Genomic DNA, 13,728 nt, shown 5'->3' on the forward strand with positions numbered 1-13,728 from the left:
AGCTCCTAAATGAAAAAAGAAGGGCTCATTATTGTTCCTTCTAAAAATGAAGTGGTCCTTGGCAGCGACGGCTGCCAAGGAAACCCTTTATGATGTTTGGATTTTTAACTAAATAGTTGAGGTTCTTCAACTACTTAGTTAAGGGTCAAAATTACCCTCTAAAGTATTGCCAATATAATTTTGTTAGGAAGTGAATAGACCTTGTCTCAAGAAGAAAACGTAATTGAGATGCGTAAAATCACCAAAGAATTTGGGACGTTCAAAGCCAACGACCAAATTGATTTACAAGTAAAACCTGGTGAAATCCACGCACTGCTAGGTGAAAATGGTGCAGGCAAGTCGACCTTGATGAATATCTTATCAGGGCTATTGGAACCGACCTCAGGTGAGATTTATATGAATGGCGAAAAAGTCAACATTACAAGTCCTACTGCAGCCAATCGTTTAGGAATCGGAATGGTCCATCAGCATTTTATGTTAGTTGAAGCCTTTACTGTGACTGAAAATATTATCTTAGGTAGTGAACCTACCCATGGCGGTATTTTAGACCGGAAAAAAGCGAAAAAAGAGATTGAAGAAGTGTCTAAGCAATACGGGTTGGATGTAAATCCCAATGCCTATATTCGCGATATTTCTGTAGGTATGCAACAACGGGTTGAAATTTTAAAGACCTTATATCGCGGTGCGAACGTTTTAATTTTTGACGAACCAACCGCAGTATTAACGCCACAAGAAATTGATGAATTAATGATTATTTTGAAAGAACTAACCGATGAAGGCAAATCGATCATTTTAATTACACATAAGTTAGATGAAATTAAAAAAGTGGCAGACCGTTGTACGGTCATTCGCCGGGGGCAAAGTATTGGCACCGTCAATGTGAAAGACGTTTCTTCGCAACAGTTAGCCGATATGATGGTGGGACGTTCTGTTTCTTTCAAAACAGAGAAAAAACCAGCGCAACCGAAAGAAACAATTTTATCAATTAAAGATTTAGTAGTGAAAGAAAGCCGCGGCTTAGATGCAGTGAAAAATCTTAGCTTAGATGTCCGAGCAGGGGAAGTTGTTGGGATTGCGGGGATTGATGGCAATGGACAAACAGAATTAATCCAAGCCTTAGCAGGATTAACGAAAGTCGAAAAAGGCTCCATTCATTTGAATGAAAAAGAGATTACTAATCGCAAACCTCGGGAAATTACGGAAATGGGTGTCGCCCACGTTCCTGAAGACCGACATAAATATGGTTTGGTATTAGAGATGACATTGGCTGAAAATATTGGCCTACAAACGTATTACCAAAAACCATACAGTTCAACAGGTATTTTAAACTATCGAATGATTAACAAACATGCCCGTGAATTAATTGAAGAATATGATGTACGGACTCCTAATGAATTAGTACCAGCTCGGGCGCTTTCAGGTGGGAATCAGCAAAAAGCGATTATTGCCCGAGAAGTTGACCGCGATCCAGATTTGTTGATTGTTTCTCAACCAACACGCGGTTTAGATGTCGGAGCTATTGAATACATTCATCGTCGACTAATTGAACAAAGAGATAAAAATAAAGCTGTTTTATTAGTAAGTTTTGAATTAGACGAAATTTTAAACGTTTCTGATCGTATCGCTGTTATTCATGCGGGGGAAATCGTCGGAATTGTTGATCCGAAAGAAACGACAGAAAATGAATTGGGCTTGTTAATGGCTGGCTACTCATTGGAAGAAGCCCGTGCTGAGTTATCAAAAGTAGAGGCAGGTGAAACTGTTGAATAATCGTTCTGAAAAAATAAGAAATATTTTAGTCCCTGTGTTATCTGTTATTATGGGTTTCCTCTTAGGGGCAATTATTATGGTTATCTTTGGCTATGACCCAGTGGCTGGGTATCAAGCGATGTTTGAAACAGCTTTCCAAGGAAAGAAAAGTATTGGTGAGATTTTTGTAACCGCAGCACCGTTGATTTTTACCGCTTTAGGATTCTCGGTGGCAAATTCGGCTGGATTCTTTAATATCGGGCTTTCTGGACAAGCCTTATGTGGTTGGGTGGCTAGTATTTGGGTCGCTTTATCCATGCCTGATGCACCCCGGATGATTGCGTTGCCGGTGGCGATTATTGTTGGCGCGGTTGCAGGGGCTTTAGCAGCAGCCATTCCAGGTTTCTTGCGTGCCTATTTTGGGACGAGTGAAGTTATTGTTACGATTATGTTGAATTATATTTTATTATACACAGGAAATCATATTGCTAATAATGTCATGAAACCAAGTATTATGGCGAACAAAGGGATCACCAAAATGATTGGTGCGAATGCATCATTACGCTCACCGTTTTTAACAAGTATCAGTGATGGCTCTCGTTTGAACATCGGCATTTTCTTGGCCTTCATTTTCCTTATTCTTGTGTGGTTCTTGATGAAAAAAACAACGCTTGGTTTTGAAATTCGGTCGGTGGGGTTAAACCCATTTGCTTCTGAATATGCTGGAATGAGCAGCAAGCGAACGATTATTTTATCCATGATGATTTCAGGAACGCTGGCTGGTTTAGGTGGTGCGGTCCAAGGATTGGGGACTTTCCAAAACTTCTTTATTCAAAACACATCGTTGAGCATTGGGTTCGATGGTATGGCCGTGTCTCTATTAGGAGCAGGTAGTTCAATCGGGATTTTACTTTCCGCATTACTGTTTGGAATGTTAAAACTTGGTGGACAAGGAATGCCGTTGATAGCTGGTGTACCAACCGAATTAGTTGATGTTGTTATTGCAGCGATTATTTTCTTTGTGGGAATTAGTTATTTAATTCGTTTCTTGTTAGCAAAAGTGTCTGGTAGTAAAAAAGAAGTAGCGATTGTAGAAACAATTGAAGCGGCGCCAGACAAAAACAATCAAGAGGGGGGAGACATCTAATGGATTTAGCAACAATTTCCTCAATCATCACGCAAACATTAGTGTATGCAACTCCGCTCATCTTGACAGCATTAGGCGGAACGTTCTCAGAACGAAGTGGTGTGGTTAATGTTGGTTTGGAAGGTATTATGGTAATGGGCGCTTTCAGTTCGGTCGTTTTTAACTTGACGTTTGCTGATACATTTGGCGCGGCGACACCATGGATTGCTTGTTTAGTAGGAGGCCTTGTCGGGATTGTCTTTTCTCTCTTACATGCCGTTGCAACTATTAACTTACGAGCAGATCATATTATCAGTGGTACTGTCATTAACTTGATGGCACCGGCGCTAGGGGTTTTCCTAGTAAAAGTTATTTATCAAAAAGGACAAACAGATATGATTACACAATCATTTGGTTATTTTTCTTTCCCAGGATTGTCAAAAATTCCAGTGATTGGTGAACTATTCTTTGCAAAAACCTCTTTGCCAGCTTTCGTAGCAATTTTGATTGCGATTTTAGCTTGGTTTGTCATTTATAAAACACGTTTTGGCTTACGGTTACGTTCTGTGGGAGAACATCCACAAGCTGCAGATACATTGGGAATTAATGTCTACTTAATGCGTTATTCTGGCGTCTTGCTATCCGGCTTCTTAGGCGGTATGGGCGGAGCTGTCTTTGCTCAAAGTATTGCGGGTCGTTTTGGGATTACCACAATTGCAGGACAAGGGTTTATTTCAATGGCCGCAATGATCTTTGGTAAATGGAATCCACTTGGGGCAATGGGCGCAGCCTTATTCTTTGGCTTTGCACAAAACTTAAGTATTGCTGGGGAAAACTTACCAATTATTTCAGAAATTCCAAAAGTTTATCTACAAGCAGCACCATACGTATTGACCATTTTAGTCCTAGTTGTGTTCTTTGGAAAATCATCGGGACCAAAAGCGAACGGGAAAAATTACGTCAAAACGAAATAAGAAAAAGACCTTCGTCAATCTATGACGAAGGTCTTTTTTCTTAACGATAATTAAGCGCGTAACTCGTGAACATCAGTAAAAAGAAGAGCATGATGATACTCTTCTTTTAACGGACCTTAAGAACCGCTAAAATCGAAGGAATCAGTGAAAATTTTAATGCTCTTTCAGGCAATAATAGCGGATTCATGGTATAATTGAAGAGCTGAGAATAAATAGATTGTTCTGTTTGATTCTCGAGACTATTTAAAAGGCTAGCGTAAAATAATTGTCATTCTTGACGTATTTACGACCTTAGAGGAGGAAGCAAGTGTGTTTAAACGTGTTCATTTAATCGTACTAGATTCAGTCGGTATTGGTGAAGCACCAGATGCTGAAAAATTTGGAGATGTCGGCAGTGATACACTGGGTCATATTGCCAAAGAAGCGGGACTAACCATTCCTCATTTAGAAAAACTTGGATTGGGAACTATTGCTCCTTTAACAGGTGTCAAAGCAGTGGCAGACCACGATGGCTATGCCACCAAATTAGAAGAAATTTCTGTTGGAAAAGATACTATGACCGGTCACTGGGAAATTATGGGCTTGAACATCAAAAAACCTTTTCGGGTATTCCCAAACGGCTTTCCTGAAGAATTGCTGAAACAAATTGAAGATTTTTCTGGGCGAAAAGTTGTTTGTAACAAACCATATAGCGGGACAGCAGTCATTGATGATTATGGCGAACATCAAATGAAAACTGGGGATTTAATTGTTTATACTTCAGCAGACCCTGTTTTACAAATTGCGGCGCATGAAGACATTATTCCATTAGAAGAATTGTATAAAATTTGTCAATATGTTCGTGACATTACGAAAGACGAACCTTATATGATTGGTCGGATTATCGCCCGCCCGTATGTTGGTGAACCAGGTAATTTCACTCGAACCAGTAACCGTCATGACTATGCTTTAGATCCTTTTGGCCATACTGTTTTAGATTCGTTGAAAGAAAACGGCAATGATGTGATCGCTGTTGGGAAAATTAACGACATCTTTAATGGACAAGGAATTACTGAAGCTATCCGCACGAAGAGCAATATGGATGGGGTGGATCAATTATTAACGGTCATGAACAAAGATTTCACAGGTTTAAGTTTTACTAACTTAGTGGATTTCGATGCGCTGTATGGCCACCGTCGTGATGTGAAGGGCTATGCAAAAGCCATCGAAGATTTTGATGGTCGTTTGCCAGAGATTATGGCAGCTATGGCCGAAGATGATTTGCTTTTAATTACAGCAGATCACGGGAATGATCCAACTTTCCCAGGAACAGACCACACACGTGAATATGTGCCTTTATTGGCTTATAGTAAAAAAATGACAAAACAAGGCAGCTTGCCACAAGGATTTTATTCAGATATTTCAGCAACGATTGCTGAAAACTTTGAAGTTCCTGCAACGGAAAACGGTCAAAGCTTTTTAAATCAATTACAATAATTCGAGGAGGCAACACATGACAACGTTAACGAATCATTTAAACGAAACAACTGAGTTTTTGAAAGAAAAAGGGGTGCAACAAGCAGACTTCGGTCTAATCTTAGGTTCAGGGTTAGGTGAATTAGCTAATGAAATAACCGATGCGATTGCTATTCCTTTCTCTGAAATTCCCCATTTTTCTGTTTCAACAGTCGTTGGACATGCTGGACAATTAGTTTACGGAACGCTTTCTGGAAAAAAAGTTTTGGCGATGCAAGGACGTTTTCATTATTATGAAGGACATTCGATGCAAACGGTCACTTATCCTGTTCGTGTGATGGCTGCTTTAGGCATTCATTCAATGATTGTAACCAACGCAGCTGGTGGCGTAAATGAAACATATACACCGGGGAATTTGATGTTAATCAATGACCACATTAATTTTACAGGCGATAATCCGTTAATTGGTGAAAATGATGAAGAAATCGGGCCGCGTTTTCCAGATATGAGTCATGCTTACACGCAAGAATATCGGGAAGTGGCAAAAAAAGTGGCTGCGGAACAAAATATTGATTTAAAAGAAGGCGTGTATATGGGCTTTTCTGGCCCGACATATGAAACGCCTGCAGAAATTCGGATGTCACGGACGATGGGTGCGGATGCAGTTGGCATGTCAACTGTTTCGGAGGTCATTGTAGCTGTGCATAGTGGCATGAAAGTACTAGGCATCTCTTGTATTACGAATTTAGCAGCTGGTATGCAAAGTAGCTTAAATCATGCAGAAGTAGTTGAAACAACTGAACGCGTTAAAGGACAATTCAAAGAGTTAGTGAAAGCAACACTAGCAGCTTTATAAAAAAAGGAGTAAACCAGAATGAGTGTGCATATCGAAGCAAAACCAGGTGAAATTGCCGATAAAATTTTACTACCAGGGGATCCCCTCCGAGCAAAATATATTGCGGAAACTTTTTTAGAGAATCCTGTCTGCTATAATCAAGTTCGTGGGATGTTAGGTTACACAGGAACGTATAAGGGACAGCGTGTTTCGGTCCAAGGAACAGGGATGGGGATGCCTTCAGCAGGTATTTATGCCCATGAGTTAATTAACTCTTACGATGTGAAGAAGTTAATTCGTGTTGGTACGTGTGGTTCTATTTCAGAAAAAGTCAACGTTCGTGAATTAGTTATCGCACAAGCAGCAGCGACGCCTTCTTCTGCGATTCGCAATGATTTTCCTAAATATGATTTTCCACAAATTGCGAGCTTTGATCTTTTACTCAAATCTTACGAAATTGCCAAAGCAAAAGGCTTTACTACCCATGTTGGTAACGTATTGTCAGATGATGTTTTTTACAAAGATAGCTTAGATGATGTCTTTCATTTAGGTCGATACGGGGTATTAGCGATTGAAATGGAAGCGGCAATGTTATATTATTTAGCAGCAAAATTTGATGTAGAAGCATTGGCGATTATGACGGTGAGTGATAGCTTGGTGACAGGCGAAGAAACAACGGCAGAAGAACGCCAAACGACGTTTAATGAAATGATTGAAGTTGGCTTAGAAACGGCAATTGCTAATTAAAAAAATGCTTGGATGAAAACAATCATCCAAGCATTTTTTTTAATTTAAGAGCGCTTTTTTTACATCGTCAACAATTTGGGTATTCGCAATAGGTCCGTTGTATAACCAACTACTTTTTTTATCATAGGTATGAACTTGGTTATTTTTCACAGCAGGTAAGTTCTTCCAAATTGCTTCTTGGAAAAGAGGTGCTGATTCATCACTGTTTACAAGGAAAATATGGTCTGCGTCAAGCTCAGCTAATTTTTCTAAAGAAACTTGATTCCAATCCGCAGTAGCATTTTTAGAAATTTCTTCCACTAATTTTGGAACTTGGAGGCCTAAGTCCTGATAGAGCACGGTTCCGCTTGAGCGATTATCGCTAACCATAAAGACTTGGTTGTTGGTTACCCATAAGACTGCCGCAGATTTGCCAGCATCTTTTTTGCCAAGGTCTTCTTGGACGCCTTTGGTTAAGGTATCATAATCTTCTAACACTTTTTTCGCTTGTTCTTTTTTATCTAAAACAGTCGCAATATCTTCCAATTGATCACGCCAGGTGACATTTTCGCCGTTTTTGACTACATAAGTTGGCGCAATTTTACTGTATTCTTTGTATTTACCACCTTCAACTAGAGCAGATGAACTGATTAATAATAAGTCGGGTTCAAATTTTAGAACAGCTTCATATGGCAAGTCATAGGAAATAGTGGGGACATCTTTCAATTCTTTCGCTAAATAATCTTGAATGCTGCCTTGTCCAACTGTCCATTGTGCCACTGGTTTTTCTCCTAATGCAACTAGATAATCTTCTAAATAGCTCGCAATAATCCGTTTGGGTTTCGCGGGGACGGTTACTTTATTGCCTAAGGTATCTGTTACTTCATGTGTTTTGTCAGCGTTGTTGGCTTCTTTATTCGTATTACCACAAGCTGCGAGTAAGAATGAACCAAGAAGAAGGGTTGTACCAATTAGGACCGTCTTTTTTAAAAGTTTCATTGTGTAACTCCTTTATTTTTAGTTGATAACGATTCTCATTATCAGTTAAAAACGACCGTTTGTCAATCATCGCTTGCTTTTTTGAGCAAATAAGTTGCATTTTTTAGATAATTCGTTTTTTGATTGGAAGAAACATTGCTTTTTAAGGAAGGGTCTTTTATAATCAAGGAACAATGAGTGAGAACGATTCTCAATAAATGTAAAATAACGACAGAAAAATTAAAGAGGAATGGTTATGAATTATTTAGAGGCAGAGGACTTAACTACAGGATATGGTCGTCAAGTGATTAGTGAAGCGCTGAACTGTTCATTTGAAGCGGGAACTATTACAAGTATTATTGGACCAAATGGTTGTGGCAAATCGACCTTGTTAAAAACACTTGCGCGTATTTTGCCAGCCGAGAAAGGCAAGGTGTTCATTAAGAACCAAGAACTTCAACATTTTTCTTCAAAAGAAGTGGCGCAAGAACTAGCGATTTTATCACAAACGCCAGAAAATACAATCGATTTATCTGTTTTTGACCTCGTCTCTTTTGGGCGGTATCCATATCAATCGGGCTGGAAAAGTGTCACCACAGAAGATCAAGAGTACATACAATGGGCATTAGAATTAACAGGCTTAACTGAATTAGCTAGAGAGTCTGTGGCGATTTTATCAGGTGGACAACGCCAACGGGTTTGGATTGCTATGGCGCTAGTACAGGATACGGATATTTTAATTTTAGATGAACCGACCACCTATTTGGATCCAGCGCATCAGCTAGAAATTTTAAATGTGTTAAAACGAATTAATCAAGAACATCAGAAAACTATCGTGATGACGATTCATGATATTAATTTAGCTTCTCGTTTTTCTGATCGCGTGATTGCGATGAAAGAGGGAAAGATTATCAATGAGGGAACACCGCAAGAAGTGATTACTGTTACTGGCTTAGCAGATGTTTTCGCTATTCAAGCAGAAATTAGTTATCATAGTCAGACACAGCGGCCACTAGTGCTTTCTTATGAGTTGATGGAAATGGAGCTGGATGGATGAAAGGCATAAGCGGATTTTATAGACACCAATGGCAAGTGTTACTTGTCTGTCTTTTTTTGCTACTGGGGACAATGCTTCTGTCGCTGATGTTTGGTGCGACGTCGGTTTCGATTCAAACGATTATTGAATCTTTTACGCACTTCGATGCGACCAATCAAGCGCATCAAGTCATCCAAACGGTTCGGTTGCCGCGGATTTTAGGCGCCGCTTTTGTGGGAGCAAGTTTAGCGGTGAGTGGTGCGTTAGCGCAAGGGATTACGCAAAACCCATTGGCAGATTCTGGCTTGCTGGGTATCAATGCTGGGGCTGGCTTGGGCTTAGCGCTTGTTTTTGCTTTCCTCCCTCAGGCAAGTTATTGGTGGCTTTTAGTTGTTTCTTTTCTTGGTGCCGGCGTGAGTGTGGCACTGATTTATTATCTTTCTAATCATTCAATTCGAGGAGCAAGCCCCATGCGTCTGACCTTGGTGGGAGCTGGTATTAGTGCCCTTTTTTTATCATTTAGTCAATTCTTAGCCATTCAGTTCAATTTGAGTCAAGAGTTAACGTTTTGGTTTCTTGGCGGTGTCAGCGTTATTTCTTGGGCACAATTAAAAATAGTCGTCCCTATCTTTCTGGGTGCATTTGCATTAGCAATTCTGATTAGTCCGTCGGTGACTATTTTACGGTTTGGCGATGATGCAACAATTGGTTTAGGGCGAAATCCGCAACGTATTCGGTTGTTCGCCAGTATAACGATTTTGCTTTTATCAGGATTGTCTGTGGCGCTGGTTGGCTCGGTCAGTTTTGTTGGTTTGGTGGTGCCTCATGTGATGCGAACAGTTTCTGGAGAAAATTACCGTCGCTTGATTCCGTTCTCGGCGTTAGGCGGTGCGCTCCTCGTTTTGGTGGCAGATTTAATCGCTCGAATGGTGAATCCGCCTTTTGAAACACCATTTGGGATTATCACGGCCTTAATTGGCATCCCATTCTTTCTTTATTTATTTCGTAAAGGAGGGCAACTAGGATGACACAGAAAAAAGTGTCCCGTTGGGTGGCTGTCTTAATAGTTGGGATTATCCTAACTGCTTGTATCAGTTTAACGCAAGGGGAATTATCTGTTTCCGTCATGGATTTAAAAGCCCTTCTTTTGGGACAGGGAAGTCAGGCCAAACAACTGTTAGTTTGGGATTTTCGGTTACCACGGATTGTGCTAGCGGTCCTTTCGGGCGTAGCTTTAGGCTTAAGCGGCGCTATTCTTCAAGGAATTACTCGGAATCCGTTGGCAGATACTGGGATTTTAGGCATTAATGCCGGTGCGGGGTTGGCAGTGATTTTGTTTATTAGTTTTGTTGAGACGACAAGTATCACGACGTTTGCACTTCCGCTTGTGGCCTTAGTTGGCGGCTTGCTAGCGGCTGTTGGGATTTTGGTAATCGCGTATCATCATCGTTTAGGATTAACGCCAGTTCGAATGGTCTTAGCGGGTGTCATTTTGAGTACGGGTATTTCAGCACTCACCTTATTAATTACATCAAAAATTGACACTGAAAAGTACCGTTTTGTTACAATGTGGCAAGCAGGCAGTATTTGGGGCAGTAATTGGTTCTTTGTGGGCGCTTTGTTGCCTTGGCTAGTCATCGGGTTCTTTTTTGCGATGAAGCGTCATCGTCTGTTGGATATTTTACAATTGGGGGACGAAACAGCTATTTCTGTAGGTATTGCTGTGAAAAAAGAACGAATCGTTTCGCTGCTGTTAGCGGTGATGTTGGCGGCTTCAGCGATTTCCGTTACAGGGGGAATTAATTTTTTAGGTTTACTTGCGCCACATATTGCTCGCAAATGTGGTTTTACGCAACAAAAACAGGTATTGCCATTGGCGGCGTTGTTTGGGAGTTTACTTTTATTGGTTAGTGATACGATTGGTCGGCTATTGCCTGGCAATGGAGAAATGCCTGCAGGGATTATTGTTGCGATCATCGGTGCGCCTTATTTTCTTTATTTGTTAATCAAAACAAGCGATTCGTTATAAAAAAGAATCGAAAGCTGGGTCAAGCGATCGTTGTGAAAGCAACTGTCATTTGCTCGGCTTTTTTATTGGCGGATTTTTGAAAAAATAGTATGATAAATGCGTAAGAGCATTGAATGGAGGATGAAAGAATGGAAAACTTTAATTTTTATGTACCAACAGACATCCGTTTTGGGAAAGATCGTTTAGACGAATTACCTGCTGTGTTAGATCAATTTGGCAAAAATGTCTTACTTGTTTATGGTGGCGGTAGTATCAAACGTAATGGCTTGTACCAACAAATTACTGATTTGGCCCAAAAAAACGGGCATACACTGATTGAGTTGAGCGGTGTCGAACCAAACCCGCGCATTGAAACCGTTAGAAAAGGAATTGAGTTGTGTAAAGAAAACCAAGTCGATGTTATTTTAGCAGTTGGCGGTGGTTCAACCATTGACTGTTCCAAAGCAATAGCTGCGGGCTTTTATTCGGAAGAAGATATCTGGACAGTTATTGCAGCCAGAAAAGGGTATACAGGTCCTGCTTTACCAATCGTGACCATCTTGACTTTAGCAGCGACAGGTAGTGAAATGAACGCAGGTGCTGTCATTTCTAACTTAGAAACCAATCAAAAATTAGGCTTTGGTGGTCCGAATATGATTCCAAAAGTTTCGTTCTTGGATCCAACGAATACTTTTACGGTTCCTCAAAATCAAACAGCAGCTGGCTCAGCGGATATTTTCAGTCATTTGATTGAAAACTATTTTAGTATTTCGACAGGCACGGACGTCCAAGATTTTGTGTCAGAAGGCTTAATGCGAACGGTTATCAAAAATTGTCCTATTGCTTTAGAAAATCCAGAAGATTATGATGCACGTGCTAATTTAATGTGGGCAAGTAGTTTAGCCTTAAATGGTTTAACAGGGCGCGGCAAACAAGGTGTTTGGTCTTGTCACCCAATGGAACATGAATTAAGTGCGTTTTATGACATTACGCATGGGATTGGCTTAGCAATTTTAACGCCTCGTTGGATGAATTACGTTTTGTCTGAACAAACCGTAGGCAAATTTGCACAGTTTGCTCGAAATGTTTGGGGAATAGTCGAACAAGAAGAGGAAGTAGCAGCGAAAAAAGGTATTCAAGCATTATATGATTACTTTGTGGCTTGTGGCATTCCAATGACATTACCAGAAGTTGGCATCGAAGCAGATAAATTTGAAGAAATGGCACAACAAGCTGTGGCCCATAGTGCAATTGCCGAAAAGGCTTATGTACCATTGGATGCAGCGGATATAGTAGCGATTTATAAAGATTGTTTAACCGAAAGTCAATTTATTTAATCCATAAAAAAGCGGTTTGCCTTGGCAAACCGCTTTTGTTAATAAGAAACAAGTTCTTATAAGTAGTATTTTTCTTTCACAGTTAAATCATCGTTTAATTCATAAACTAATGGTTTACCTGTTGGGATTTCAAGATCCATAATATCTTCATCAGAAATGCCTTCGATGTGTTTAGCTAAAGCACGTAATGAATTACCATGAGCCGCTACTAAGACAGTTTTGTTGTCTTTTAAAGCTGGCGCAATTTCATCTTGCCAGAATGGTAATGCACGTTCCAAAGTAACTTTCAAGTTTTCGCCACCAGGAATATCGCGTTGGTCTAACATTGCATAACGACGGTCGTTTGCTGCAGAACCTTCATCTGTTGCTTCCATTAATGGAGGAAGAGTATCGTAAGAACGACGCCAGATGTGGACTTGTTCGTCTCCGTATTTTTCAGCAGTTTCTTTTTTGTTTAGTCCTTGTAATTTACCATAGTGACGTTCGTTTAAGCGCCAAGATTTGATTTGAGGTACCCATAATTGATCTGAGTATTCTAGTAAATAGTTACAAGTTTTGATGGCACGAGTTAAAACAGAAGTATAAGCAACGTCGAATTCGATGCCTGCTTCTTTAATTTTACGGCCGCCTTCTTTTGCTTCTTCAACACCTTCAGGTGCTAAATCTACGTCAGCCCATCCAGTAAATTGGTTTAAGGCATTCCATTCGCTAAGTCCATGACGAGAAAAAACTAATTTTGGCATGTATAAGCTCTCCTTTGAGTTTAGTTTTCTGAAAATAAGATTTCCACGTTTATTGTACACCGTTTTGCGCAAGATTTCCAATGGAAAATAGTAAAAAAACGTGAAAGTTGCTGAAAAATTAGAGTGAAATCGAATCAAAAAAGAAGCCCCATCTGAAGGACTTCTTTTTTATTCTTAGGAATACAGCCGTTCGACATCTGTCTCAGGTAAATTGATGTACTTATAACAAGTGCCCACCGAAACGCCGCATTTATTAGAAATAAATTGGATGGTTTCTTTGTTTTCGTAATATAATGCACGGATTTTGCGGACGGTGCGTCCATCGATTTTTGGACGTCCACCTACTTTTCCGTTTTCACGAGCTTTGTGGAGCCCGACGAGTGTTCGTTCTTTAATTAGTGCACATTCCATCGCAGATAAGCTCTCCATTAATTGGAAATAGGCTTCACCTGTTGGAAGGTGAGTATCAATTCCTTCTGAAATGCTGACAAAATCAACTTGTTTTTCCTTTAACATTTTCATAAAGTCTGTTAATTGGCGGGTTGTTTTACCTAAATGGTGCAATTTACAAACAATAAGTGTATCCCCAGCAGAAAGAAGTTTTTCGACTTCGTCTAAGACACTGATCTCCGCTTGAGGATCAAATGTCTCTTGGAAAATATCATCACAACCAAACGATTGGAGAGTGGTTAGTTGATTTTTTAAATCGTCTTCAATAATAGTTGTGCGTGCATAACCAATTCGTTTCATATATTATCCTT

Annotated in this window: 13 protein-coding genes; 10 read left to right on the forward strand and 3 right to left on the reverse strand. The window is 40.0% G+C overall.

Going from position 1 to position 13,728, the window contains the following annotated elements; all coding sequences use genetic code 11:
• Positions 1–201 precede the first annotated feature (201 nt).
• The 6 genes from IGJ52_RS00810 (at position 202) to deoD (ending at position 6,886) form a co-directional block, all read left to right on the forward strand.
• Complete coding sequence (locus tag IGJ52_RS00810) at positions 202–1,770, forward strand: ABC transporter ATP-binding protein (protein WP_002383844.1); 1,569 nt, start codon at positions 202–204, stop codon at positions 1,768–1,770.
• Positions 1,763–2,896, forward strand: coding sequence for an ABC transporter permease (locus IGJ52_RS00815; protein ID WP_033624533.1), 1,134 nt, complete (start codon positions 1,763–1,765; stop codon positions 2,894–2,896). The genes IGJ52_RS00810 and IGJ52_RS00815 overlap by 8 nt, the downstream gene beginning before the upstream one ends.
• Positions 2,896–3,849: an ABC transporter permease gene (locus IGJ52_RS00820; protein WP_002383846.1), complete on the forward strand. Its 954-nt coding sequence runs from the start codon at positions 2,896–2,898 to the stop codon at positions 3,847–3,849. Before IGJ52_RS00815 ends, IGJ52_RS00820 begins: the two co-directional genes overlap by 1 nt.
• 309 nt (positions 3,850–4,158) lie before the next feature.
• Positions 4,159–5,325, forward strand: a complete 1,167-nt coding sequence (gene deoB / locus IGJ52_RS00825) for a phosphopentomutase (protein ID WP_002356179.1) — start codon at positions 4,159–4,161, stop codon at positions 5,323–5,325.
• A 16-nt stretch (positions 5,326–5,341) separates the two neighbouring features.
• The gene (locus IGJ52_RS00830) at positions 5,342–6,160 is read left to right on the forward strand and encodes a purine-nucleoside phosphorylase (RefSeq protein WP_002356180.1); all 819 of its coding nucleotides are present in this window, start codon (positions 5,342–5,344) and stop codon (positions 6,158–6,160) included.
• Between the two features lie 18 nt (positions 6,161–6,178).
• Positions 6,179–6,886: a purine-nucleoside phosphorylase gene (gene deoD / locus IGJ52_RS00835; RefSeq protein ID WP_438791835.1), complete on the forward strand. Its 708-nt coding sequence runs from the start codon at positions 6,179–6,181 to the stop codon at positions 6,884–6,886.
• A 39-nt stretch (positions 6,887–6,925) separates the two neighbouring features.
• Here the strand turns inward: deoD and IGJ52_RS00840 are convergent, their stop codons facing one another.
• The gene (locus tag IGJ52_RS00840) at positions 6,926–7,864 is read right to left on the reverse strand and encodes an iron-hydroxamate ABC transporter substrate-binding protein (protein ID WP_010816252.1); all 939 of its coding nucleotides are present in this window, start codon (positions 7,862–7,864) and stop codon (positions 6,926–6,928) included.
• A gap of 229 nt (positions 7,865–8,093) precedes the next feature.
• Here IGJ52_RS00840 and IGJ52_RS00845 point away from each other — a divergent pair, with 229 nt between their 5' ends.
• The 4 genes from IGJ52_RS00845 to IGJ52_RS00860 all read left to right on the forward strand — a co-directional run bounded on the left by IGJ52_RS00845 (position 8,094) and on the right by IGJ52_RS00860 (position 12,224).
• Positions 8,094–8,900, forward strand: coding sequence for an ABC transporter ATP-binding protein (locus IGJ52_RS00845; RefSeq protein WP_002356183.1), 807 nt, complete (start codon positions 8,094–8,096; stop codon positions 8,898–8,900).
• Positions 8,897–9,907: a FecCD family ABC transporter permease gene (locus IGJ52_RS00850; protein WP_002367634.1), complete on the forward strand. Its 1,011-nt coding sequence runs from the start codon at positions 8,897–8,899 to the stop codon at positions 9,905–9,907. The genes IGJ52_RS00845 and IGJ52_RS00850 overlap by 4 nt, the downstream gene beginning before the upstream one ends.
• On the forward strand, positions 9,904–10,908 hold the full coding sequence (locus tag IGJ52_RS00855; protein WP_438791836.1) for a FecCD family ABC transporter permease: 1,005 nt from the start codon (positions 9,904–9,906) through the stop codon (positions 10,906–10,908). The genes IGJ52_RS00850 and IGJ52_RS00855 overlap by 4 nt, the downstream gene beginning before the upstream one ends.
• Positions 10,909–11,021: 113 nt before the next feature.
• Complete coding sequence (locus IGJ52_RS00860; protein WP_002408242.1) at positions 11,022–12,224, forward strand: iron-containing alcohol dehydrogenase; 1,203 nt, start codon at positions 11,022–11,024, stop codon at positions 12,222–12,224.
• A gap of 56 nt (positions 12,225–12,280) precedes the next feature.
• Here IGJ52_RS00860 and gpmA read toward each other — a convergent pair whose 3' ends face one another.
• Positions 12,281–12,967, reverse strand: coding sequence for a 2,3-diphosphoglycerate-dependent phosphoglycerate mutase (gpmA, locus tag IGJ52_RS00865; protein ID WP_002359343.1), 687 nt, complete (start codon positions 12,965–12,967; stop codon positions 12,281–12,283).
• 174 nt (positions 12,968–13,141) lie between these two features.
• Positions 13,142–13,717, reverse strand: a complete 576-nt coding sequence (locus tag IGJ52_RS00870) for a recombinase family protein (protein WP_002356188.1) — start codon at positions 13,715–13,717, stop codon at positions 13,142–13,144.
• Between the last annotated feature and the right edge of the window lie 11 nt (positions 13,718–13,728).

This window comes from Enterococcus sp. DIV1758, from assembly GCF_051711985.1.
GTDB lineage: Bacteria > Bacillota > Bacilli > Lactobacillales > Enterococcaceae > Enterococcus > Enterococcus faecalis.